Below are 25,770 nucleotides of genomic sequence, written 5' to 3' on the forward strand. Positions count from 1 at the left end.
TATTACATAACAAACAAATAGACGGTAGAAGTGAGAAGGTTATACTAAGGCAGTATAATGATGGAGTTTTGGAATGGCATTGGTATCAGGTTGCAATTTTAGCTTACATTGTGCCAATCTTTCTTCGATTGCTGCTCGCATAAATTCTGCCTGTCTTTTAGTTCTGCAGTGCACTATCGCATCATCCACATATCTTTCAAATGGTACTGTTGGGTGATTTTGTTTCATCCATATATCAAATGCATGGTGCATAAATATGTTTGAAATGATTGGGCTTATTGAACCTCCTTGCGGAACTCCTTTTTTCCCTAACTACCTTACTGCCATCTGCTTGCTGAATAGGGAATTTCATCCACCTTTCAACATACAGTATGACCCATTTGCAGTCTGTGTGCTTCTTGATAGCCTGCAGTGCTAAATTGTGGTCCAGATTGTCGAAAAATCCTGTAACATCAACAGCTTTCTTGGTAATCGTATCCTGTCTCCAATAAACAGCGGTTTTGCTATGTATCCTTGATCAGCAAAAAACTTACGTAAAGTTGGAGCCTTGTATTTAGCTTGAGTGAAAAGATTTAGAGCACCATCACGATCTTGAACACTTGCACTATGAACATCAGCCGCAATAATTAAGCCCACTGTATCTACAACAATATGACGTTTTCTACCCTTTATTTTTTTTTCAGCATCATATCCTCTGGATCCCCTTTTTGAGTGGTTTTTACTGATTGACTGTCAATTATTCCTACTGAAGGTGTTTCATTTTTACCAAACATTTTTCTTACCTCTTTTACTAGCATATTATGTATTTTTTCCAATTTGCCATTACTACGTCACCTGAGAAAATAGTCATACACCGTCTTCCATGGAGGAAAATCTTTCGGCAGCATTCTCCATTGACAACCATCTCTCATTATATACCTTATTGCATTAATAATTGTTCTGATATTGTGCTTTCTTGGCCTCCCTATCTTTCCTTGTGTAACATGTGGCTCCAAAATTTCCCATTCCTTATCACTTATATCACTTGGATACAATTTTCCCTCCTATTTTTTACTTACACTATCATATTTTTTTCCTCATTCCTTTTCAAGACATACTCTTAGACAACTGGACGTCAAGCCTATCCTAGTGCTGCATATCAAGCTCATACTCAGTATGTAAATCTTTGACCAAAGCTACAACGTATTCTTTTTGAACAATTATACTGATTTTGATTTCAGATGTTGTGATAGCAAGTATTTCTATCTTTTTTTCGCTTAAAACCTTGAGTGTGCGGTGCATCACTTCAGTGTTAGACATAACACCAATACCAATTATTGAAATTTTAGCTACATTATCGTTTATAGCATAATTTTCATTCTTATTCAGTAACTTTTCCATTAAATCAATATCAAATTTGGAGATAACAAAACTTGACCCATGTATCATATCAATTTTAACGTTTGCTCCTGCTATATCTCTTAAAGTACGCAAGTTATTTGCAAGGTTAGTGAAAGTTACAAGAGCTTCATTAGTGCTATAAGTTATTCCAGTAATTAAGTATCTCTCTAGTACATCCCTTTTGTGTAGCACTGTGGTGCCTTCTACTTCCTTAAAAGTGGATAGCACTTGCACTTTAATGTTATGTTTCATTGCAAGTTGTACTGAACGATTATGCAGTATTTTAGCACCAGATGACGACATTTCCAACATTTCATCGTAAGAGATAAATTTGAGCTTGCGTGCCTTTGGAACAATTCTCGGGTCTGCTGTATATATTCCATCAATATCAGTAAAAATTTCGCAAGTTCTAACACCAAAGGCTACCGCGAAGGCAACTGCTGATATATCAGAGCCTCCTCTTCCAAAAGTAGTGATTCTATCATCATTTATACCCTGAAAACCAGCAATGATCGCAGCAGTATAACCCTCAGCAAAAGATCTTTTCACACGTTCAATCTTTATTGTTTTTATTTTAGACTCAGAATAAAAATCATCAGTTACAATTGGTAACTGCCAGGCAAGCCACGATTTAGCATTAACTCCGATCGATTGGAGAGTGATAGCTAATAGACCGCAAGAGATTTGTTCTCCTGCTGAAAGCATAACGTCATACTCTGATAACTCTTGTCTATAACTTAAATTTGAGATTTGCCTAGCCTGAAAAACCATTTGGTCAGTAAATCCTGCAACAGCAGATACAACAACGATTACATTACAACCTTTCTCAATATCGTTTTTTATCAAATTTGCAACTCGGTTTAAATCAGTTAGCGAAGTCCCACCAAATTTTTTTATGATTATTTTGTCCATAGTTACAATATAACTCTCTTCTGAAGAAAAATATAGTTTTTGTAGAGATAGCAGCTTGCAAGCCATTCAGAAAAGGGAAGACAAAGCTATAGCTAACGCGTCATACCACGATTCATTCCATAGCTGTACGAACATTCATTTTTGAAGGTAAATTGCACAGCAAATGGTGTCATCCCAGTGCCTAGACACTGGGATCCAGAAGACTTAATTTCAACCAAGTGGCTGCATAATAAAGGCTGGATTCCAGTGCTTGACACTGGAATGACACCCTCCCTTGTGGAAATTGCTCTCAAATCACAATGTTCGTACAGCTATGGATTCATTCGCGGTATAGATTCCGCTAACTAGTAGCGGAATGACGAATTTGTTGTTTTAAAATTGTCAGTAAATCTAAGTTAGTTTAGCTATATAGCACGAACTAAACCACTAAGCAGCAGAAGACCTTGCATGACCTCCAAAAAATGCTTTTACTCTTTCAAGATAAGTAGGTGGTTCTGCAGGGATTTCTATTTCATCTATTTTAGAATATATTGCCGCGTCTACGACTTCATCCGTTATTAACTCCCTTAACCTTTGTTTTATCTGCCCTCTCTGAATATGCTCCCCATAGTCGTTATAAAACTTTACATATAATTCCTTAAACACGAATTCTTTTATAGCATCTCTTGTATAAGAAATGCCGTCCTTTACTTCATCACTCACGTTGCTCAAATCCACCCCAGAACTTGGTGAATACAAATTATCAAAATTTTCTTTCAAAACTTTTATTTTATGGTAGTGCTTATCCACATATTTCTCAAGAAATCTTTTAGTAGCATTACCAGCCAACTTCCCCATTAGCTGAGGCTCCAGTTGAGCTGCAAAGTTGTTTTCTGCTTCAAGGCCACTTAATGCATAAATAATACGGAGAAGCATTCCAGGACCACATTGGCGGTTACTTTCTTCAAAGCGAACCAGTAATATAGATTTCAATAGTTCTACGTCTGCATTTTGCTCTCTTGCCGCAATTAAAACTAAATTTATAGCCTGTGTCAATGTCAATCCGGTTTGTGAATCTACCCAATTTACCCACTCCCCAGTTTCATAACCATCCAATCTTAGATAAGGTTCTATCATTCGTTTTTGCTGATTTGTTAAACCGCTTATACAACTTTTAAACTCTTCATCCAACTCATTTAACGGCGTACCATGTTCTTCCTTTAATTTTTTGGCACATTCAATAACGCTTTGCTGAAAACTTCTAGTATGAACGCTCTGACTACTAGTACCCACATCACTTACATTAAACAAAAAGCTTAGCTGCTTTACATTCAAACCCAAAGGTGAAAAGAGTTTTACTGATGGATATTTTATTAACTCAAGAAGTGCTACTGGAATTAGCAGTGCATAATTTAACAATAATAAACCAAAATTAAATATAAGAAACCCACGTAGAGCTGATACCTTTGATGCAATATACAAAAATGGAAGCTGTAGGTAATATATCAAGTATATACTGAAGAATAAGATTTTGTCCTTTAATTTTATTGTTGGATCTTTATAAACCTCAAACAACATGCTATTGCTATCAATATTGTTGTTTTTAAAGGAGGTATAGTTGTTTATGATCTTCTCTTGCAAGGGAAGAAGCATTTTATTCAGGCAAATAAACGCAGCAATAACAATAAAACCTGTAGCCAAAAATGCTAGTGCAGGGCTAGAAGTGCTTGTAGATAAATAGGCATAAAGACCATCAACAATTAAGTTTTTGTATAATCTTTCAAAGGGACGAACTAGAATCGGGTCAAGGATATAGTTAACAAGAAGATTTAAATAATACACGAGAAACAAAAGTGCAATCAAAAATGCTTTTAATCTCGGATTCATAACCCCCTCTTAATAATCTGTTAATATAATCTATTTTAGGAATAAATTGAAAAAAATGCAAGTTTTTATGTTAAAAGATCAATTGAAATTTCTGAGTTTAGGGTATATTGTTAATCTATTTAGATAAGAATTATTGTGTCAAATAAAATAGGTTTTTGGGCTATTTTTGCCTTAGTGATTAGCAGCCAAATTGGCTCTGGAATTTTTATGCTTCCAATTAGCCTTGCTCCATATGGCATGTATAGCCTTATAAGCTGGATAATATCAGGGCTTGGTGCTATATCTCTTGCTTTAGTTTTTGCCTCACTCTGCGCAAAATTTCCGGAAACGGGTGGCCCTCACGTCTATGTAAAGCATGCTTTTGGCCCTGCTGCAGCTTTTTTTGTTGGTTGGACGTATTGGGTGATCTCATGGGTTAGCACAACAGCCGTAATAGTTGTGGGTGTTGGTTATCTTACACCATTTTTCCATGAAGATATTCAAAACGTACATCTGTTTTTAGAGATGTTATTACTTACAATTATTACACTAATAAATTTTAGAGGAGTAGCTACTGCTGGATGTGTTGAGTTTTTATTGACGGTGATAAAAATTTCTGTATTGCTTGTAATACCTATAGCAGCATTGTTTTTTTTTGATAGAAATAACTTCATCATAAGTGAAGAAATATCAAATCTTACAACATCGCAGATTCTTGCCCGTTCTACACTTATTACTCTATGGGGTTTTATTGGAGTTGAATTGGCAACAGCACCTGCAGGGTCAGTTGATAATCCAGCTAGAACAATACCAAGAGCTGTGGTACTTGGAACAATCTCTGTTGCTGTTGTGTATTTTATCAACAATCTTGCAATTATGGGATTAATAAATGGCAATGATTTAGCAAGTTCAAGAGCACCATATGTTGACGCAATAAAAATTATGGCCTCTGGCAATTGGCACTTGATTATTTCTATAACTGCGTTCATTTTTTGTGTTGGTACTTTAAACGCTTGGGTACTAGCTAGTGGACAAGTGGCCCTTGGCCTTGCAAAAGATAAACTGATGCCACAGTTTTTTGCTCAAAGAAACAAGCACGGTTCTCCTTTCTGGGGCATAACAACTAGCTCAGTTGGAACTGCAACTTTACTAATCCTCACTTCAAGCAACAATTTTGCTAAGCAGATCACATCAATTATCGACTTTTCTGTAGTTTCATTTTTATTTGTTTACCTTGCATGCAGTCTTGCTTTTCTCAAAGTTATTGTGCAAGAAAAGAGTTGTTACAAATTTTTAATTGGCAGTATAGCAACAACCTTTTGCTGCTGGGTAATATTTGAAACTTCTGTGAATACCTTGCTGATCGCAAGCTTATTCACTGCAAGTGGCGTACCTCTTTATTTATTTTGGTATCGCAGAGTTTCTGTATAGCAAATGTTATGTATCTGTTCAGCCAATGGCGTCAACTTAAGGAAAAATATCAGCGATAGTGTATAAAATTTCTCTCTAAATTTTTTATCATTAAATTATCCAAAGAGTGCAATAAACAGCACTTTTGTTTCTGTTTTATTTCAATAAAGAAGTCTAAAATGTGTCCTTTTTAGGTGAAACATGCGTGCGCCAAGCAAAGTGCGTAAAGTCCAGTTGGTGAAAATCCAACCCAGGCAAAGCCTAGCCAGCAGGCTGGAACAAACCACTATGCTGCGTAAGGTAACGAGCGTAGTAAAGCTAGTGGAATGGACAACACAGGGTACAACGAAAGTGAAGGTATTGAGTCCCGAAATTCTCGATGTCATAGAGGTCGACACGTTGCATATAGTGGAAGACAGCAAGAAGGGTAACAATAGGGCAAGTTATCACTCACTCTATCGGGATCTGAGGCCGTATCACGTGTTGAGATGGAGTTTACGTAAACTTGGGAGATCCTTTGTATTCCTATTAAGGTACGTTGGAACAAGTCAACAAAGGCGAGTACTGACGGAAGATATAAAGGAAGTCGGACTGATTGATAGTACTCAGAGTGTGGGAAAGCCACATACAAGGGGAAGCGGTCAGCAATATAGTGACTGGTTTAGGAATTGCTATGCCAATACAACGGAGGTTGGAATAACGTGCAAAGAAAACTAAATCAGATAGCAGTAAGAGCCAGGCAAGATAAACGATTGAAATTTAATCGTTAATTCATCTGATAAACGCAGAGAATCTTGCTGAATGTTATAAAGAGCTAAAGCATAACAAAGCATGCGGTATAGACCAGGTGACAGTAGAAGCTTATGGAGAAAATCTTGAAGAGAAGCTCAACACTCTGGTGGATAGTATGAAAAGAAAGCGATATCAACCGCAACCAGTGAAAAGAGTATATATACCAAAAGCTGGAAGCAAAGAGAAACGCGGGCTTGGAGTACCGTCTACAGAAGATAAGTTAGTCCAGATAATGCTGAAGAAGATATTAGAAAATATTTATGAAGCTAACTTTCTGGATAACTCATATGGTTTTCGTCCTGGTAGAAGCTGTCATCAAGCGGTAAATGCACTAAATAAAGCAGTTATGTACAGACCAACTAACTATGTAGTAGAAGTTGATATCAAGAAATTCTTTGATAATGTCCAGCACAAATGGCTAATGAGATGCTTGAGAGAACGGATAACAGACCCAAACATACTGTGGTTAGTAAAACGATTTCTTAAGGCAGGAGTAGTCGAAGCAGGACATTATGAAGCAACTGAACTAGGCACACCTCAGGGGGGAATAGTAAGTCCTATACTAGCTAATATATAGTTGCATTATGTGCTGGATTTGTGGTTTGAAAAGAAATTCAAGCTAAGATCTAAAGGTTATATGGAGCTAGTTAGGTATGCAGACGATCACCTGATTTGCTGCGAAAGAGAAAAAGATGCTAGAGAACTCTTAGAGTCACTGAAACAAAGGCTAGGAAAATTTGGACTGGAAATATCTGAAGACAAAACAAGAATAGTAAAGTTTGGCAAAAAGGAGTGGCAACAAGGAATAAGGGAGAAACGAAAAACGGAAAGTTTCAACTTTCTAGGATTCACCCATTATGGTACAAGGAGTCGTAAAGGTAGAGTAATGGTAGGTCATAAAACCTCGAAAGAAAATCTATCTAGAAAACTTAAAGAAATCAAAGAATGGGTGAAAAAGATCCGAAATAAAGTTCACCTTAAAGATTGGTGGTCAATACTTAAAGCAAAACTAACAGGACACTATAACTACTTCGGAGTTAGCGGAAATTACCGGTGGTTGAATAAATTCTTCTGGCGGGTAATCAAGCTAGCGTATAAATGGATAAACCGACGTAGTCAGAAGAAGAGTATGAATTCAAAGCAATTTATACACTATCTACAAGTTAATCCATTACCAAAACCAAGAATATGCTACTCATTATATACAAAATAGGAAATGCTGTGAATACTACATTGTGGAGCCGTGTGCGGGAAAGCTGCAAGCACGGTTCTGGTGGGGGAGTCATAGCGATAAAACTTAATCAGGAGGATTTAAAACTATGACTTCTACCAAACAAAAAGGAAAAAATCTTATTCTACAAATTAAAAATATAATATACTCGAAAGCTTTTCAGAGAATCCATTGTGTTGAGTTTTACACGAACAAGAAAACTTCCTTTTTCGACAGTATTTTCTATGATTTTAAAGTTAGTTAAAAAAAGTTTGGGAATAGAATGTGAACTTATGGAGCCATTGACATGTACCCTCAAAGCAAGCTTTTTCTAAAGCAAGATATAAGATTTGTCATACAGGTTTTAAAGAATTTAAGCATCCAAACAGCCTATCAAGATGAGCCTGAGTTGGAGAGGCTATAGGCTTATTGCAGCAGATGGTTCTGGTATTCGATTACCGAGCTCTGAAGAAATTGTATCCGAGTTTGGCCGTTTTAAACCAAATGGAACAACAGGTATAATGCCACCATTGGCAATTTGTTTGTTGATTTGTGTACTTCGCTGATTTGTAGTGCTCGTCTTGCGGCTTGGAATATAGGTGAACAAACGTTGGCGGAAGAGCAATTACCCGAAGTTATCACTCAAATGCGTTCATTAAATCAAAAGAAATTATTATTTATCTATGATCGTCTTCAGTAAAATTCATTCAGCAGCATTATGATTTGGAAGTAGATTTTATTTTTCGCTTGCAAAAAAGAAATTATAGCAAGCTATGGGAACGAATTGCATCTGGAGAATTAGATTTCGATTTTATATTAGAAAATGAAAAGCTAAAAAATAAAATGAAAGGACAGAAAGTAAGAGTAATAGTGCTGACATTAGCCAACGGAGAAACAGAGGTATTGATTACTTCACTTTTTGACCGAGTAAAATTTACTTTGGAAGATATCAGCAAAGCTTATGTGTTAAGGTGGCATATAGAGGAGTGCTATAAACGACTCAAAATAGGTGCAGAATTAGAGAATTTTTCTGGCGTAAATTTAGAGGCTGTATTACAAGAATTTTGGGCAAACTTAGTCATGTGTAATATATTGTCGCTTCATATGTGTAATGCACAAGGGCCTTGGAATCCAGATCAAATTGCTGAGTATCGTTTAAATTTTTCGGTTTTATTTGGTGTAATGAGGCAGAAACTCTATCAGGTACTTATTGCGCCAAAAAACTTTCAAGCCCTTTTTGATAGAGCAAGTATACGCGCTAAAGTTAAAATCCGACCGGGACGATTGTATAGCCGCGATAAGGTAGATAAGCCCAAACGCCATCATGTCTTTAGGAGAGTTTGCTAATGAAAGTTCTTAAGTTGACGCCATTGACCGACCAGATGCTGCTCAGTTAAAGGATAAAGAGGATAAGATAAAAGAATTAGAAGCTAAAATAAACCAACCAAATGCTGAAGTTGAAAGCCTAAAGAAAGACTTAAAAGATAAAAATGATCGAGTTCATCAGTTAGAGAAGGAAAATAAAGAACTAGAAGCTAAAAACAAAACAACTGAGCAACCAAAACAAGGCAATGGAGCACGGTACACCGCTACTGTTGGTATGGGTCTTGCTGCTGGACTGATAGCATTTACTGCACTTGAACGTACAGTTAAGTTAGAGATGTTAGTAATGATTGGTATAGCAGTAGCATCTGCACTCGTAGCCGGTGGTATTACATATACAGTATTACCTAGTACTCAAGTAGATGGGGCAAAAGCACAAGAAGTAAATGAGATGGGAAAAAGAAGTAACAAGGGTTAAGCCGAAATGTACGTGTCAAGTAAAACACTTGACGCGAACTTCAGTTTTTATATTCCTTCATTAGCATAATATAATTTTGTGCTGATTGTGTAATATGTTTAATTTCTTCATTCGACATCTTTTTGAAGAACTTTGCTGGCCTGCCAGCCCATATTTCCCCACTTTTTATTACTTTTCCATGTGTCACTAGCGAGCCAGCAGCTACCATAGCTTCAGACTCCACAACTGCATGGTCCATCACGGTAGAGCCCATACCAATAAACGCTTTATCATGCACCGTGCATGCATGCAACATACAAAAATGTCCCACTGTTACCATGCTGCCAATAATTGTGTCACCACCTGGGTTTCTATCCACATGAATTACCGTTCCATCTTGAATATTTGTTCCATCACCTATTTTTATTGATCCAACGTCCCCTCTGACCACACAATTAAACCAGATGCTCGCATTTCTTCCTATTTCAACCTTGCCTATGATATGCGAACCACCTGCGATGAAAGCACTTTCGTCTATTTTTGGTTCATAATCTTTGTATTTTAAAATGTGATACATATTAAGCCCAAAGTCTTATGCATATGTTAATCAAAATAAGGTAAGCAGTAAATACATACTTAGATTTCAAACTACTTGGGTGACAGATGTTCTTGACTTACGTGCTTTGTACTGCTAAGATTTTTATTTTCAGCCCTATCTATAATGTCAGTAGCGGTATTAAGTATATTTCAAATAATATTGGTTGTTGTGTTAGTAATTTTAGTGCTCTTGCAGCCGCCTGGAAGTAGTTCGTTAAGTGGTTTTAGTAATACACAACAGGGGGTCAATTCGATGATTCCGGTGAAATCTTCTGAAAACCCGCTCAGCAGAATAACGGCTATTGTTGCTGGATTGTTTATTATAAACACATTGCTATTGTCAGGATTATGTTCAAAAGACGTACATAAAAAATCGATCGCAGAAAAAATTATATTAGAAAAAAAGCAAGAAAGTGAATCTACTTCTGTTCCATTTGAAAATTAATGAAGGAAGCTAAATTTATCTTTGTCACAGGTGGAGTTGTGTCATCGCTTGGTAAAGGCTTAGTTGCTTCGAGTGTTGGTGCGCTTCTTCAAGCTCACGGTTTTAAGATCCGTATCAGAAAACTTGACCCGTATCTCAACATTGATCCTGGGACAATGAACCCAACTCAGCACGGAGAGGTATTTGTGACCGAGGATGGTGCTGAAACTGATTTGGATCTTGGGCATTATGAGCGTTTTACTGGAATTAAAGCAACAAAAGATGATAATATAACAACTGGTAAGATATATCATGAGTTATTGAAGAAAGAGAGGCGTGGTGATTATCTGGGCAAAACTGTGCAAGTCATTCCTCATGTAACAGATTTGATCAAATCGTTCATTTTTAATGGTACGGAAGGTTTAGATTTTGTAATATGTGAAATAGGCGGAACTGTAGGTGACATTGAAAGCCAACCATTTTTGGAGGCTATACGCCAAGTTAACTACACATTAGGAAAACAAAGAGTTATCCTTATTCACTTAACTTTAATACCATATCTTACCGCAGCGCAAGAATTAAAGACAAAACCAACGCAGCATTCAGTTCGAGAGTTAAATTCCGCGGGGTTACAGCCAGATATTATATTATGCCGCAGTGAGAAAGAAATTTTCGATAATCAAAGAGAGAAAATAGCTAAGCTTTGCAATGTTTCTTTATCCAATGTGATACCTGCCCCTGATGTGAGTCATATATATGAGTTACCGGTGTTGTATAGCCAATGTGGGCTTGATACGCAAATTTTGGAGCACTTTCATTTAAGTAAGCCAAAACCAAGCTTGACTGAATGGGATCAAATAGTGCATTCCATAAGGCACCCAACACAGGAAGTTACTGTATCTATAGTGGGAAAATACACCGAATTCCCTGATGCGTATAAATCACTAGTTGAAGCATTAAATCATGGTGCGATTAGTAATAAAGTCAAAGTAAGGATAAATTGGGTTAACTCAAGAGAGAAGGAAGAAAAACCTATAAATGAAAAACTTATAGGAGAGAAATTACAGAATTCTCATGCAATCCTTGTTCCAGGGGGGTTTGGTGATGACGGAGTAGAGGGTAAAATATTAGCAATAAATTATGCCCGTACAAATAATATCCCATTTTTCGGAATTTGCCTTGGTATGCAGCTTGCAATTATTGAATTTGCTCGTAATGTTGTTAAGCTTGAAGATGTACACTCTGAAGAATTTCGTAACTGTAAACATCCAATCGTTAAGTTAGCTGGCGATCAAGATGACGATCTTGGTGGAACCATGAGACTTGGGGCATACAAATGTAATATAAATGCAAACTCTAAAATGATGGATGCATATAGTAACACTACTATTTCAGAAAGACACAGGCATAGATACATAATCAATTCAGATTATAAAGATGATTTGGAAAAAAATGGGCTGCTATGCAGTGGCATATCAGAAGATGGAACGTGCATAGAGGCAGTGGAGTTAGAGAGTCATCCGTGGTTTATTGGTGTGCAGTTTCATCCAGAATTTCAATCAAAGCCGTTTTCTCCTCATCCTCTTTTCGTGTCGTTCGTTAAAGCAGCAATTGATAAGAAATAAGTGCCTAGTGTTTAAGTATCAATATATGGAGCTTGCCATAGAGCAAGCCAAACTCGCTCAAAAAAATGATGAGGTGCCCATAGGTGCTGTAATAGTGAGTGGAGACAATATCATTTCTTCTGCACACAATATATCCAGCGATCCAACTGCACATGCAGAGATGTTAGCGATCAGACAAGCATTTTCAACTCCCACGCTTTGTGATGCTGATATGTACGTAACATTAGAACCATGTCCGATGTGTGCTCAAGCCATTTCCTTTGCCAGAATTAAACGATTGTACTTTGGAGCTTATAATCCAAAAGGTGGAGGAATTGAAAATGGTGCTAAGATATTTCAATTTTGCAGCCATATACCTGAAGTTTATGGTGGGATATTAGAAACAGAATGCTCTTTTTTGTTAAAGGATTTTTTTGAGAAATTGAGAACATAGTTTAAGTCTATCAATTGTCATTTGCTTGCTTATCTCTGAAACTATCTTCACTTTTTTCCATATAGCCGCCTCTAGTCTAACTGTGCAGATCGATTTGCTGCCACGTGCGTAATAAGTACAACATTAGAGTTGCTAGATAAATTATTATTAGTACCAGCTTCAGCGGCCAAATAACGACCATCTTCAGTACATGTGAGTATATAATTTAATAGTGTTGCGGCTGCTTCCCTATCATTCAGTTTTGGGTCCAAACAATAATCTATCAATTTACTAATTGACTGTTTATTTGTAACTCGACCCTCAAACTCCCTGAGAGATCCTACTCTCTCTCCTAAGTTTATAACGAATTGCTGCGTTTCTTCAGGTGTAAGTTTACCTACTCTGTAATCTAACTCATTTGCGGTTCTTGCACGTTCTACTTCTTCGTGTCCATAGCAGCCTAATAGGTTACTTATTGCCTGTACCATACCATTTAGACTATTTGCAAGTTCTACTCCTAATATCCTATACAATGACTCTTGTACCGATGTCGTATAAACTTCATCAATCACTTCTTTCAGGCAGACCAGAGTATAGATTATAAATTTTCTTTCTTCTCTTGATTCTGATAGGCTCTTTAAAATATCAGTAAGAGTTGGTACTATAACATTCCGCACAACTTCTTGATTTCTTATTAAGTTTGGTACTGTATTTTTTAATACCTTAGCCCACTGCTTATCTTCAGGCAATTTTCTTTCACTTATGGCAGTTAAAATTGTACTTCCAAGAGTTGGATCAGTTATTGCCTGAAAAATAGCATATGATACTTCCAATGATAAATGGTAAACAAGCGATAATAGATGTAAATTGGAAATAGGAATGCTGGAGCGTATCTTTAGAACATCTTTAACAGCAGCATAGAATTTCTTTAAAGTACTAGAATCTCTAGCACCTTGAAGTTCTTCAAAATTACTTAACTTATTAATGAAATTTTCTTGTATATTTTGAAATCTTGCTTCAATTAATTCCTTTTTGGATGTCATTTTTTTAGCTACACTTTCAGTCTTTTCCTTTACTTCCAGGTATAGTGCACCTGCTTCTGCTCCTCTTTCTGCTATAGTTGATAACCCGCTAAACAAATCATTAGCTGCTTCTTCTAGACTTATGTTAAATACAGCATTATTAACAATTACCTCGTGTTTGCGTTCCCCTTTTACTTTTTTATATAATACAAACAGAGACATAGATGCTATTGCAGTCAAAAAGAAGGTCACAGCTACTATTACTAACACTAGCGGAGACATTTTAATTAGAGTAAACGTGGCTGCAGCTCCCATACCAAGCGAAAACATCGCTACACATCCAACCGCTACTTGGAAATACAACTTACAGTTTTTCTTATTATTTGAAATGTTTGCGTTATTTGGAATGTCTGCTCTGTTTCGTAAAAGAAACCCGATACCTTCTATATCTCGATTCTGAAGAGCTTGTATCAGTAAAGATGACCCATTATGCGAAACATTTGCTCCTAGATCTATACAAGATTGAGCACTATCAAATAATTTATTGTTGAAAAAATACTCCAATAGTGTTTCACCAGAAGGCAATTTGAAATTTTTTACTAACTGCATGTTTTCACTCTGATCACCTCTTTCTATATATAACTTGAATAAATAAACAGCTTCCCTAAGTGTTTCACCAGAAGGCAATTTGAAATTTTTTACTAACTGCATGTTTTCACTCTGATCACCTCTTTCTATATATAGCTTGAATAAATAAACAGCTTCCCTAGGAGCTATTCTTGCGTGAAAAGCATATTCAAATGCTGTAAGGTTATCATGATTTTTGATATAGAGATCTGCACCATTCTTAAGAAAATCATAAAAAGTAGCGTTAGCTGTATAGGTTTCATCACATTCAATTAAGCGCTGCTTAATAAAATTGACAACAGCGTAGTGTAGTGAGCTATTTCCATTATTATCTGGTATATTAACGTTAACTCTTTGTTTTATGAGATATTTTGCATGGCCCAACTTATCTTGAATAATTGCATTTAGTAATAACGTTCTTCCTTCAGCATCTTGAGAATTTACTCCTTCATGTGCTCCCCTTTCAAGCAATAGCACAGCATTTTCAACATCACCTTTTTCAGCTGCAACACTCAGTAGGGCTTGATCACCTTTATTAACATTAATGTTAGCACCATTTTTTAGCAACCAATCTATAACCTCTTCCTTTTCGCATCTGTCCTCAATCTCTAATGCTTTTGTAAGCACATCAAAGCAGTAGTTATGGTCAGAAACAAGTTTATTTAAATCTAATTCCCCTATATTAAGGTCTTACTATTACCCACAAATATAAATGTTTGTTGCATAGCTCTTAATGGCATAACTTTTGCTTGAAATAACTGTTTATATGGTGCAATTTACAGCTTTTAGTTGCTAAAATTATAACTCTTAGTTTAATAATTTTAATCTAATAAGCTTTCAGGTTAATAAAATTAAATTATTTGAGTAAATACAATACTATGTTTTTATTTGTGGGTAATAGTAAGAATTTTGAGAGGTGTAAAAGACAAGACTTAATCTGACAGACAAGAATTAACTGACAGAAGAATTGAGGTAGTCAAAACTAATATCAGTCTCTTGTGTAATGCTACTAATATTTTTCTGAAAAGCAACATGTTTGCTATCAAGAAAAGTCTGCATAGGCGTCTTACCATAGCAATATTTACCTGAATGCGGTCTTGTTTCATTGTAAGAACGCAACCAATAATCAACATCAATCTGTAGACCTTCCAAAGAATTGTAGATTTTCTTTCTGAAGATAATATTGTAACACTCATCTTGCATAGTTCTATGAAACCTTTCACATATGCCATTAGTCTGTGGAGAATTGGCTTTGGTCCTAGAATGATCGATATTTTCGATTCCCAAATAAAGCTGATAAGCGTGATTTTCAGGCTTACCACAATACTCTGTTCCTCGGTCTGTAAGGATACGCAATAATGGCACATTTTGCTCATCAAAAAATGGTATCACTCTATCATTCAGCAAGTCAGCAGCAGTAATAGCCGTTTTGTCTGTATAAAGCTTGGCAAATGCTACTCGAGAATAAGTATCAATGAAGGTCTGCTGGTAGATTCTTCCTATACCTTTTATATTACCTACATAATAGGTATCTTGAGAACCCAAATAACCTGAATGTTCGGTGTCAATTTCACCATGTGCTTCTCTTTGTTCTTTAACTTTTTCTAAAGCTGCAAGTTGCTCTTCGGTTAATATAATTCCATCTTGAGCTACTTTTGCTTCCAGTGCTTTAAGTCTTTTCTTGAAAGTTTCAAGATCATTTCTCAGCCATATAGATCTCACTCCTCCCTGAGAAATTATTATACCTCTTTTTCTCAGTTCATTTGCAGCTCTTTCTTGCCCATATGCTGGAAATTCTGTTGCTATACCAATCGCTGCTCTTTCTATATCGTCGGAAACTCTATTCGCTAATAGAGGTTTTTTCTTACTTATCTCATGTAATGCTTCTTCTCCTCCATTTTCGTACAACTCTTTGAATCGATAAAATGTATCTCTTGAGTATCCCATCACTTTGCATGCTTGAGATACATTTCCTAGTTGTTTTGCTAGTTCTAATAACCCTAGCTTTGGTTTTAGTATTTTTGTTTGTATTGTACTCATTTCTAACACTCCTTTCTTTTATTATTTTATAACTTACTTTTTTAAAGTGTCAGATCAAGTCTTGTTTAATACAATTAATCGGTACATTAGTTAGTAGAGTCCAGTCGATAGCTTCCAATCCATCAGGAGGATTTGTTTCTTTTGCACTTACCACATATACAGGGATTTTATCACTTATTTTATGTATTGTATCTTTTGACCCATAAATGGAAGAAGATCTGATAGGTATATAGCCTTTCATATACTTAACTTCAATATTAGCTTTCCTTGATCTCTGGTTTCCACCTTTAGTAACTTCTAGAGAAATTTTCTTTTTTACTGGCAGTTGAGTGATGCGTGTTTGCAAATCTGTTTTTCCGACTTCAGTACAGATAAATCTTCTATTAGCTCGATTGCGGATTACATAAAAACTACCTAACGTCTCAGCCACCCATAAAAATTTGAAGATGTCTGCTTCCCTATCACCAAGGGTAACAAGTTGTACATTTGGAGGAAGGTTGTTTATAGTTTCTTTAAGAGCTGTTATCCACTTATAACTTTCTTTTTCTTCTATGGAGGTACGGTATTTTCTGTTTGCTTTTTCTTGTGCCGTTTCTTCTTCCCTAATAGAACGCGCCCAACATTGTTGGGAAGATAGACCTAAAGGTAATCCGTCTCTGCTGACTATTAAGGCACTATGCAACAGTAAACCCATTTTATGCTTTGTATAAGCTTTAGAAATACTGCCTAGTCTCTTGGTCTTTATACTTACTTTTACCCACAAATAAAAACATAGTATTGTATTTACTCAAATAATTTAATTTTATTAACCTGAAAGCTTATTAGATTAAAATTATTAAACTAAGAGTTATAATTTTAGCAACTAAAAGCTGTAAATTGCACCATATAAACAGTTATTTCAAGCAAAAGTTATGCCATTAAGAGCTATGCAACAAACATTTATATTTGTGGGTAAAAGTAAGTATAAAGACCAAGAGACTAGGCAGTATTTCTAAAGCTTATACAAAGCATAAAATGGGTTTACTGTTGCATAGTGCCTTAATAGTCAGCAGAGACGGATTACCTTTAGGTCTATCTTCCCAACAATGTTGGGCGCGTTCTATTAGGGAAGAAGAAACGGCACAAGAAAAAGCAAACAGAAAATACCGTACCTCCATAGAAGAAAAAGAAAGTTATAAGTGGATAACAGCTCTTAAAGAAACTATAAACAACCTTCCTCCAAATGTACAACTTGTTACCCTTGGTGATAGGGAAGCAGACATCTTCAAATTTTTATGGGTGGCTGAGACGTTAGGTAGTTTTTATGTAATCCGCAATCGAGCTAATAGAAGATTTATCTGTACTGAAGTCGGAAAAACAGATTTGCAAACACGCATCACTCAACTGCCAGTAAAAAAGAAAATTTCTCTAGAAGTTACTAAAGGTGGAAACCAGAGATCAAGGAAAGCTAATATTGAAGTTAAGTATATGAAAGGCTATATACCTATCAGATCTTCTTCCATTTATGGGTCAAAAGATACAATACATAAAATAAGTGATAAAATCCCTGTATATGTGGTAAGTGCAAAAGAAACAAATCCTCCTGATGGATTGGAAGCTATCGACTGGACTCTACTAACTAATGTACCGATTAATAATACTTTAGATGCCATAGAAAAGATAAATTGGTATAAGCTAAGGTGGAAAATTGAAGAGTATTTTAGGATTTTAAAATCAGGATGTAAGATAGAAAGCTCCCGCTTAGCTACAAAAGAAAGATTACAGAAGTTAATTGCTATAAAAAGTATAATCGCGTTTAAAATTTTATATTTGACAAAAGTGGCTTTATCAAATCCCATGGAAATTTGTACTAAAATTTTAAGCAACGAAGAGTGGAAGGTCCTTTACATGCGTGAGTATCGGGTAGCAACATTACCCGAAGAACCTCCAAACATAAAACAAGCTATTATTTGGTTAGGAAAATTGGGTGATTTATGAATAGAAAAAGTGATAATTTACCAGGGTCTATGACTCTATGGCGGGGCTATGAAAACCTTAAGGAGAGCATTGTTATGCTTCACATCATAACCTCTCAAAATTGTGGGTAAAAGTAAGCATTCCAAGCCGCAAGGCGAGCACTGCAAATCAGCGAAGTACATAAATCAACAAACAAAGAAACCCTTGCTAATGGTGGCATTATACCTGTTGTTCCATTTGGTTTAAAACGGCCAAACTCGGATACAATTTCTTCAGAGCTCGGTAATCGAATACCAGAACCATCTGCTGCAATAAGCCTATAGCCTCTCCAACTCAGGCTCATCTTGATAGGCTGTTTGGATGCTTAGCCCTAATAATTCTTTAAAACCTGTATGACAAATCTTATATCTTGCTTTAGAAAAAGCTTGCTTTGAGGGTACATGTCAATGGCTCCATAAGTTCACATTCTATTCCCAAACTTTTTTTAACTAACTTTAAAATCATAGAAAATACTGCCGAAAAAGGAAGTTTTCTTGTTCGTGTAAAACTCAACACAATGGATTCTCTGAAAAGCTTTCGAGTATATTATATTTTTAATTTGTAGAATAAAATTTTTTCCTTTTTGCATGTTTCACCTAAAAAGGACACATTTTAAACTTCTTTGTTGAAATAAAATAGAAACAAAAGTGCTGTTTCCTGCGGCTTCTGGATAATTTAATGGTAAAAGTTTTAGAGAGAAATTTTATACACTATCGCTGATATTTTTCCTTAAGTTGACGCCATTGCCTGAACGGATACAATAATTCTATTCATGAACCAAAAAGTAATTGCCGTTTTCAGAAACTTTTCATTTTTACAGATGGCTTGAAAAGATTATCATTAATAGGTAGGCCAAACTCCCCCAAAGAAAAAAGTTTTTAATTTTTTCAGAAAAAGTCATAAGAAACCCGGTATATATACTTACTATTACCCACAAATATAAATGTTTGTTGCATAGCTCTTAATGGCATAACTTTTGCTTGAAATAACTGTTTATATGGTGCAATTTACAGCTTTTAGTTGCTAAAATTATAACTCTTAGTTTAATAATTTTAATCTAATAAGCTTTCAGGTTAATAAAATTAAATTATTTGAGTAAATACAATACTATGTTTTTATTTGTGGGTAATAGTAAGGGTATATATATAGTAGAGGGTTTTCTATTCGCTTATAATTCCACCTTAAATTAAACTATGCCTGCGTATATGGGAAGGTTTAATCAAAATTCCTTACATATTAGTAGTATGCAATATATCAACAAAATAAAAACTAAGAGGTTGACATAGTGAGTAAAATGTAGTAGAGTACTTTTTCTTAAAAGAAAGAAGATACTAAAGCCTTAAATTTCACTTTTCACTATAAACCTAAACTGACTTCCTTTATTTCTTAATATAGCCTTGCCAAGAGAACCTCCTATTGCAGCTTTTACTTCATAAGAAGAGAGTAAGACCCCAATCAAAACAGCCTTACTCAAAAACCTTTCAAACGCTTAATCTTAAAAGGAGTTTCAATTTATGGTACAAGATTTTTTAACTGATGTCAAACAAAAAAATACTTTAAATGATGAATATTATGATTTTAACAATACTGTAGAACCATTAGAGCAATTTGATGTAGAAGAAATAAAAAGACAACTATTATTAAACATAAGATCATGCCTTTCTTATTTATTCCCAAGGGGAACTTTTCGTGGTGATAAGTTTTATATAGGCAATGTACAAGGTGATAAAGGAAAGAGTCTAGTAGTAGAATTAAGTGGCAGTGAAGCTGGCCTATGGCACGATTTTGCAACAAAAGAAGGTGGTGATATCATCGATCTTTGGGCAGCAGTACATAGAAAAAGTACGAGAATAGAGTTTCCTGAAGTAATGGCTTCTATAGCTGAGTGGCTTGGTCATTTTAAAAAGCTCAAAACTTCAGGTAATCCAACTGCATATTGGGATTATTATGATGAAAACGGCCAAGCTATTGTTAGAGTCTATCGTTATGATGATGATAGCGGAAAGCGATATCTTCCTTTTGATGTGAAAAAATCTACTTTTACTGCACCAGAAATCAGACCTTTGTACAATATTCCAGGCATTTTAAAATCTGACAAAGTTATTCTAGTTGAAGGGGAAAAATGTGCAGAAGCACTGATAAAACAAGATACCGTCTCACCAGTCAACAAAAAAATTATAAAAATTGCTCAAGTTACATCATAAAATCAAAAAATACTTCTTATTCATATCCTGTGTAGCGGTACACAGATTATAGTTAGTGGATATGTTGATAAGTAAATTAGTTACATATAAAACAGCAGAAATTTACTTATCAACATATCCACTAACCAACAACATTCAATAAATTTGTGTAAGATGCCATTTTACATAAGATGAATTAGAAGCATTTTTTGATTTTAAAGTACTAAACCTTCAGTTAACCTTTTAGCCCTATAGTTCTTGATATGATCTGGATCAAAGGCCTTTTTTGAACTTAAAACACCAAAAACTATATGAAGTAACTTACGCATTGCAGCACCAACTATGGCCATAGCATGCTTGCCTTTCTCTTTTAATCTTTCGCAAGAAGCCATAATGATAGGATTGTGCTTTTTAGCTGCTATAGCAGGAAAGTACATTGCCTTACGTAATGTTCGTGAACCGGTTTTACTTAATCTGGGCTTGGCATGTACGGATGAGCCTGATGTTATATTTTGTGGTATAATTCCAGCATATGCTGCCAATTGCCTAGCATTTATAAAGGCTTTTATACCAGGAATTTCAGCTAAAATAGCTATTGCTGTTTCCTCTCCTATTCCTGGAATAGTTAATAGGAGTTGAAAATCTTCCAACAATTCTTTGTGTTGTTTTAATAGTTCGCGTATGGAGTTTTTTATTGTTTCTATTTTTTGCTCTATGTTCATTGCAAGGTCTTCCCAAGCATTTGCAACTTCTTTAGGCAGCCTCTCTTTTTTTTCTAAATGATTATTTGCTAATGTTAACTCATCCTTTAACGCATTTGAGCAACGATAAAGATGTTTTAATTTTTTCTTTTCAAGAGAAGGTAGTGTCCAACGAGAAGGTTTCTGTCTTTGACAATAATCTGCAATAATCTCTGCATCAGTCTGGTCATTCTTTTGTCGTGTAAGCTTACTTTTTGCATAAAACCTTATGCAAGCTGGGTTTACAACACTAACGAAATATCCAGCGTTGTGGAGGAACTCAGCCAAAGCTTCGCTATAACAACCAGTGGATTCCATGCAAGCTTTTACTTCTTCTATGTTATGTTTTTGTAGAAAGTTCAGCAGACCTTGAAACCCAGTATCATCATTTTTAAATTTCCTTTTCCTAGTTTCACGCTTTCCTTTTTTACTTATGAATGAGAGAGAAACATCAAAACGTTCTTTTGAAACATCTATACCTAAAAAGTTGTTGATCATATATAACTCCATATACTACTATTAAAAATGAAAAGTAAGGCTTACCTTGTGAATACAGAATTAGAACCATTTAGGTTTTTCTACGATACCGTCCAGCCTCTACTTTTGAGAAGGGAATTCTTTTCTTTCCCACAGATTTTATATCTAAGGTATTGCCCAGAGTTTTTCCCTTCTCCATCTAATACTTAAGCTTAAAGCATTAGATGCTTTTTTCAAGATACAAGTTATTGCCATCAATAGTAACGGGTATTACTGGAGGAGCAATTGATCACATACTACAGAATATTAACATTTTTCTAAGTACGGGCAGTATCTTTTACACACCTTCACCTCCCATGGTAGGTTACACTTTACAAAAAGGTATTACCCATTTTTTTTCTTTGCCAAAAAATACTAAAATATCTTTACTTGGTATACCGAGAGCTCAAATATCAACTAAAGGATTAAAATGGGAACTGCACCTTAGTAATCTTGCTTTTCCGGGAAAAAATTCTTGCTTTAATCGAAGTTTAGGCAATAAGGTATCCGTAGAAGTACACAGTGGTATATGTCTAGCAATGATTTATTTAGAGACAGTAGATGATGCTGCAAGACATCATGTGCGTCAAGTTAAGAAGTAAATAGACTTCTTGCATAACCCAAACTAAGTAGAAAAAAGGTATCATCCAAGTAGCTGACACTGGTTCCTTTATGACGTGTCATTCCAGTTTCAGCTACTTGAATGACAGCAGTCCTACGTCATACCGCCGCGGTATCTCTTAGCCGCTAACAAGCAGCGGGATGACGAATTGCTTAACCGTCATACCGCGATTCATTCGCGGTATCTCTTAGCTGCTAACACGTAGTGGGATACTTGATCTTTACAGGGATGACGGTTGTCAGGCTAGCCTGTCATCCCAGTGCCCAGACACTGGGATCCAGGAATTTTATTAAGTTGGTAAGCATAAAAGTGTTATGTAAAATACAACGTTCTTGATGGGATTGCGTGAAAGGCTGGATCCCAGTGGGCTTTGTTGCATAGCAACTGAAAAAATCTGGTGGCTACTGACAAAATTCATTATAAAATAGCCATTTAACCTTGAAAGAAAAAATATGCCACAAAAAATGAGAGTCAGTAACTGCCATGAATATAACAAATTTCTCCAAGAAAGAGGAAGCATTTTTTGTTATATCAATGACGCCATAGAAAATTGGTACGAGAATTGTCCAAAAATGCAGGGCGGCAACTATATTTATAGTGATAAAGTTGTGATTTTGGTGCATATAATCGTCAGTTTCTTTAGAATTGGTTTAAGACAAACAGTCGGGTTTATAAAAGGGTATTTGCAACAAATAGGAAGAGATTTGGCAGTTATCAGCTATTCACAAGCATCAAGAAGGTTTAAGAAACTTAATATTAAGATAAATGATTGCAGAATTGATAAAAATAATATGGAAGATATCGAAATTGCTATAGACAGTACAGGAATTAGTATATACAACAACACTCCTGGTCACAGCAAGGAAAATAGCACTGACAGAAAATATCGTGGCTATGAGCAAACGAGAAAATTGCACGTAATGTTGAATATAAACAACAAAAAAGCCATAGCTGTAAAATACAGTAACGGTGTCTACTCTGATCACTATGGAGCTTGTGATTTGCTAAAAGAAGTTGATTTTCAGCATGCCATAAAAGCACTATATGCAGATAGAGCATGTGATAGGCACAAGTTTTATAAGTTGTGTAACAAATACGATATAAAGACAAAAATTCCACCAATAAACAATGCGGCAGAACATCCAGAAATAGATTATATGTCTGACAGGAATGCTGCTATTAGGTTAATAAAATTATACGGTGAAGATGGCATGAAAGAATGGAAAAAAGAAGTAAATTATGGGAAAAGATCTTATATTGAAGGGTTTTTCTCAAGATTAAAGCAAATATTCGGATTTAGTTTTAGGAATAAATCTGAGATAAATCGAGAAAAAGAACTGCTAATCAAATGCTATTTGCTTAATAAATTCACTGATATTGGTATGGCTAAATTTGAGATAGTTACATGAATTTACCATAAATCACCATCTCATAAAGTGTGATGCAACAAAGCCATCCCAGTGTCAGCTACTTGGATGACAAAAAAAGGAGCACTGACCTCTCTTGGGCTCTTTTAGCTACAAACGTTAAGAAATTTACTAAATGAAAAAAAAGGCAAAAGAAGCCCTGAGGTTATTATCCGCTTTAAAATATTGGCGTTTTTTATGTTTTAAACGCTTGACAAGCGAGATTCAGCCGCTTTTAATTGCAACTAACCTACGCTGCAAATGTTTAAGAAATTTACTAAGCAGAAAAAAAGACAAAGAATCCCCGAGTTAGCTAGTCTTTTACTATCTCTGTCGAGTATTGGCATTTTTTGATGTCTTGTAACGCTTTATAAGCGCGTTCAGCTTATTTAGATAAAAATCTAGATGTAGATGAAGTTTTGTAAAGACATACAGTATCTATATACTGCAAAAAATTGAACATAAGACGCCGATACATTAAGTAATCCTTACCTTTTAATCTGCAGATTGGCGAAAGCAAATACAATAGCTTCAGTTTCATGATAGGGGGACTGGCGGAGTTTGTCAAGGAAGTTTTTGTTTCTACTGAATGACAGTTGTGGCTTGGGAGGTAGTGCAAGAAGTCTATTGTATTACTGAATTATTAATAATTCAGTAATAGTGCCTGCTATGTAGCTAAAATTTTCCTTTAACTTAAGCTATATGTAGCTAAAATAACTTGGGTTTACCGACAACCGTCATCCCGCTGCTTGTTAGCGGGATCTAGAGATATCGCGGCGGTATGACCCTGACTTGCATTAGCTATGTATAATAAAGGGAATCTATGACAAAAGAATCATTGGTAAAAACTGATATAGTGAAAGTTGAAGACAAAAAGGCGGTAAGAAGCTTTTTTAAAATACTAGGTGGAGTGGCAGATGCTGTAAGATCGTGGATTGGTAACATCAGTCCTGATTTAAGCAACAGTCGCGATATCGATGGTTTAGTCTTGAAGATGAACGAGTGCTTAAATCCAAAGGGAGGGGAGGTTTCAGCACGTAAAAACGCTGTATCTCTTGGTAACTTGTACTTAAGCTTATCAGAGAAAGGTAAAATAAAATTTCTACAAACCCTGGCAGAAAAATTTAATCCGAATAAAGCGGAAATAGATGAGAAAATTAGAGAGTATAAGAAAAACCAAGATCCCGAGTTAAACTATAAATTTGAACAGGATTTAATAAAAATTCTTGAATCACCGCGTTCTAAAATATTGAAGCAATTTATTTCTTTACCAGAAGGCCTTAAGTTTATTGTTGATATGCGTTCTGACGTGCTTAAGCTAAAGAACCAATATAGAAGCTTGAATCCACTAGAGAACGAATTAAAAAATATACTCTATACTTGGGTTGATGTTGATCTACTCGATCTTCGTCAAATCACTTGGGATTCACCTGCATCATTGTTAGAAAAACTTATAAAATATGAGGCTGTGCATAAAATTTCCTCTTGGGATGACTTAAAAAACAGGCTGGGTCTCTGTTTTGCTTTTTTTCATTACAAGATACCAAACGAACCTCTAATTTTTGTAGAGGTTGCATTGGTGGATAAGATTGCAGATAGCATTCAACACCTTTTAGATGAGTCAGTACCTTCAAATGATCCGAGTAATGCAAGCACTGCTATATTCTATTCAATATCAAACACTCAAGCAGGGTTATCTGGAATCAGCCTTGGTAATTTTTTGATCAAAAGGGTTGTAGAAAAGCTATCACAGGAGTTTAAAAGTATAAAAACATACGCAACTCTTTCTCCAATACCTGGCTTTACGAAATGGCTAAAAAACAATCTAAACCAAGATGTCACTTTATTGGGCAAACTAAATATAAAACAATCTAGTGCAGAAATTTTAGAAAGTGCAGAGCAATTAAAAACTAATGTTGAATGTATAAATGAAACTAAACAATGCATGCTTAAACTATGTGCATATTATTTACTAAAAGTGAATAATAGCAATGGAAATGCTTATGACCCGGTGGCGCATTTTCATTTAAGCAATGGCGCATCAATAAAACAATTAAACTGGATGGCGGATACTTCTGAAAAAGGTATTAGTCAGTCGGCTGGAATGATGGTAAATTATCTGTATGAGTTGCCTAAAATAGATAATAATCATGAAAACTATATGGTTAATAAAGTGATTTCCTGCTCGAAAAAAGTGTCGTCTATGTTGAAGGAGTAAATAGTCTCTTAATA

The 25,770-nt window shown here is 35.4% G+C and carries 21 protein-coding genes and 4 pseudogenes; 12 read left to right on the top strand and 13 right to left on the bottom strand.

All coding sequences use genetic code 11. The annotated features are described in order from the left end of the window. Positions 1-39: 39 nt before the first annotated feature. The 7 genes from NL281_RS03060 to NL281_RS03090 all read right to left on the bottom strand — a co-directional run bounded on the left by NL281_RS03060 (position 40) and on the right by NL281_RS03090 (position 4,158). The gene (locus NL281_RS03060; protein ID WP_065094389.1) at positions 40-252 is read right to left on the bottom strand and encodes a hypothetical protein; all 213 of its coding nucleotides are present in this window, start codon (positions 250-252) and stop codon (positions 40-42) included. A gap of 162 nt (positions 253-414) precedes the next feature. Then, a complete protein-coding gene (locus NL281_RS03065; protein ID WP_081420825.1) occupies positions 415-726 on the bottom strand; it encodes a transposase in 312 nt (103 codons plus the stop codon). Further along, entirely contained in the window at positions 669-815 is a 147-nt protein-coding gene (locus NL281_RS03070; protein WP_007549942.1) for an IS5 family transposase, read from the bottom strand. Before NL281_RS03070 ends, NL281_RS03065 begins: the two co-directional genes overlap by 58 nt. A 15-nt stretch (positions 816-830) precedes the next feature. Next, positions 831-1,034 carry a transposase gene (locus NL281_RS03075; RefSeq protein ID WP_253303601.1) on the bottom strand — a complete coding sequence of 68 codons (204 nt, stop codon included), beginning with the start codon at positions 1,032-1,034 and terminating at the stop codon, positions 831-833. Positions 1,035-1,125: 91 nt separating this feature from the next. After that, complete coding sequence (locus tag NL281_RS03080) at positions 1,126-2,292, bottom strand: aspartate kinase (protein WP_253303602.1); 1,167 nt, start codon at positions 2,290-2,292, stop codon at positions 1,126-1,128. A 92-nt stretch (positions 2,293-2,384) separates the two neighbouring features. Further along, complete coding sequence (locus NL281_RS08445) at positions 2,385-2,510, bottom strand: hypothetical protein (protein ID WP_256469399.1); 126 nt, start codon at positions 2,508-2,510, stop codon at positions 2,385-2,387. Positions 2,511-2,718: 208 nt separating this feature from the next. After that, positions 2,719-4,158, bottom strand: coding sequence for a hypothetical protein (locus NL281_RS03090; RefSeq protein ID WP_253303603.1), 1,440 nt, complete (start codon positions 4,156-4,158; stop codon positions 2,719-2,721). Between the two features lie 135 nt (positions 4,159-4,293). Here NL281_RS03090 and NL281_RS03095 point away from each other — a divergent pair, with 135 nt between their 5' ends. The 4 genes and pseudogenes from NL281_RS03095 (at position 4,294) to NL281_RS03110 (ending at position 9,350) form a co-directional block, all read left to right on the top strand. Next, positions 4,294-5,568, top strand: coding sequence for an APC family permease (locus NL281_RS03095; RefSeq protein ID WP_253303604.1), 1,275 nt, complete (start codon positions 4,294-4,296; stop codon positions 5,566-5,568). Positions 5,569-6,454: 886 nt separating this feature from the next. Continuing rightward, positions 6,455-7,552, top strand: a pseudogene (gene ltrA, locus NL281_RS09155) (group II intron reverse transcriptase/maturase). 106 nt (positions 7,553-7,658) lie between these two features. Then, a pseudogene (locus tag NL281_RS03105) lies at positions 7,659-8,896 on the top strand (IS4 family transposase). Positions 8,897-9,149: 253 nt separating this feature from the next. Beyond that, positions 9,150-9,350, top strand: coding sequence for a hypothetical protein (locus tag NL281_RS03110; protein ID WP_253303605.1), 201 nt, complete (start codon positions 9,150-9,152; stop codon positions 9,348-9,350). 40 nt (positions 9,351-9,390) lie between these two features. On the opposite strand, the gene NL281_RS03115 is transcribed toward NL281_RS03110, so the two are convergent. Further along, entirely contained in the window at positions 9,391-9,906 is a 516-nt protein-coding gene (locus NL281_RS03115) for a gamma carbonic anhydrase family protein (RefSeq protein ID WP_182320224.1), read from the bottom strand. Positions 9,907-10,050: 144 nt separating this feature from the next. Here NL281_RS03115 and secG point away from each other — a divergent pair, with 144 nt between their 5' ends. The 3 genes from secG to NL281_RS03130 are packed head-to-tail and all read left to right on the top strand — an operon-like array spanning position 10,051 to position 12,408. Next, positions 10,051-10,371, top strand: coding sequence for a preprotein translocase subunit SecG (gene secG, locus NL281_RS03120; protein WP_007548880.1), 321 nt, complete (start codon positions 10,051-10,053; stop codon positions 10,369-10,371). Further along, positions 10,371-11,975, top strand: coding sequence for a CTP synthase (locus tag NL281_RS03125; RefSeq protein WP_155968501.1), 1,605 nt, complete (start codon positions 10,371-10,373; stop codon positions 11,973-11,975). Before secG ends, NL281_RS03125 begins: the two co-directional genes overlap by 1 nt. Before the next feature lie 25 nt (positions 11,976-12,000). Next, on the top strand, positions 12,001-12,408 hold the full coding sequence (locus tag NL281_RS03130; RefSeq protein WP_209472967.1) for a nucleoside deaminase: 408 nt from the start codon (positions 12,001-12,003) through the stop codon (positions 12,406-12,408). 71 nt (positions 12,409-12,479) lie between these two features. Here NL281_RS03130 and NL281_RS03135 read toward each other — a convergent pair whose 3' ends face one another. From NL281_RS03135 to NL281_RS03145, 3 genes are all read right to left on the bottom strand, one after another. Continuing rightward, a complete protein-coding gene (locus NL281_RS03135; RefSeq protein WP_253303606.1) occupies positions 12,480-14,663 on the bottom strand; it encodes an ankyrin repeat domain-containing protein in 2,184 nt (727 codons plus the stop codon). 324 nt (positions 14,664-14,987) lie between these two features. After that, the gene (locus NL281_RS03140; RefSeq protein ID WP_253303703.1) at positions 14,988-16,076 is read right to left on the bottom strand and encodes an IS481 family transposase; all 1,089 of its coding nucleotides are present in this window, start codon (positions 16,074-16,076) and stop codon (positions 14,988-14,990) included. A gap of 49 nt (positions 16,077-16,125) precedes the next feature. Next, positions 16,126-16,839 (bottom strand): hypothetical protein, encoded by a 714-nt coding sequence (locus NL281_RS03145; protein WP_253303607.1) that lies wholly within the window; start codon positions 16,837-16,839, stop codon positions 16,126-16,128. Between the two features lie 182 nt (positions 16,840-17,021). Between NL281_RS03145 and NL281_RS03150 the strand changes: the two genes are divergently transcribed. After that, positions 17,022-18,053, top strand: a complete 1,032-nt coding sequence (locus NL281_RS03150) for an IS4 family transposase (protein ID WP_253303376.1) — start codon at positions 17,022-17,024, stop codon at positions 18,051-18,053. A 118-nt stretch (positions 18,054-18,171) separates the two neighbouring features. Here the strand turns inward: NL281_RS03150 and NL281_RS03155 are convergent. After that, positions 18,172-18,660 (bottom strand): annotated as a pseudogene (locus tag NL281_RS03155) (transposase); the annotation flags it as partial. A 925-nt stretch (positions 18,661-19,585) separates the two neighbouring features. Here NL281_RS03155 and NL281_RS03160 point away from each other — a divergent pair. Continuing rightward, positions 19,586-20,218 (top strand): annotated as a pseudogene (locus NL281_RS03160) (AAA family ATPase); the annotation flags it as partial. Positions 20,219-20,469: 251 nt separating this feature from the next. Here the strand turns inward: NL281_RS03160 and NL281_RS03165 are convergent. After that, positions 20,470-21,492 (bottom strand): IS110-like element ISWen2 family transposase, encoded by a 1,023-nt coding sequence (locus NL281_RS03165; protein WP_253303218.1) that lies wholly within the window; start codon positions 21,490-21,492, stop codon positions 20,470-20,472. Positions 21,493-21,719: 227 nt separating this feature from the next. On the opposite strand from NL281_RS03165, the gene NL281_RS03170 reads away from it, so the two are divergent. From NL281_RS03170 to NL281_RS03180, 3 genes are all read left to right on the top strand, one after another. Continuing rightward, a complete protein-coding gene (locus NL281_RS03170) occupies positions 21,720-22,112 on the top strand; it encodes a thiamine diphosphokinase (protein ID WP_253303608.1) in 393 nt (130 codons plus the stop codon). Positions 22,113-22,584: 472 nt separating this feature from the next. After that, entirely contained in the window at positions 22,585-23,541 is a 957-nt protein-coding gene (locus tag NL281_RS03175; RefSeq protein ID WP_253303014.1) for an IS5 family transposase, read from the top strand. A gap of 820 nt (positions 23,542-24,361) precedes the next feature. Continuing rightward, a complete protein-coding gene (locus NL281_RS03180; RefSeq protein WP_253303609.1) occupies positions 24,362-25,756 on the top strand; it encodes a malonyl-CoA decarboxylase in 1,395 nt (464 codons plus the stop codon). Positions 25,757-25,770: the final 14 nt, after the last annotated feature.

Origin of the sequence: Wolbachia endosymbiont of Phyllotreta cruciferae (assembly GCF_918697765.1) — a bacterium.
GTDB classification, from domain to species: Bacteria; Pseudomonadota; Alphaproteobacteria; order Rickettsiales; family Anaplasmataceae; genus Wolbachia; species Wolbachia pipientis.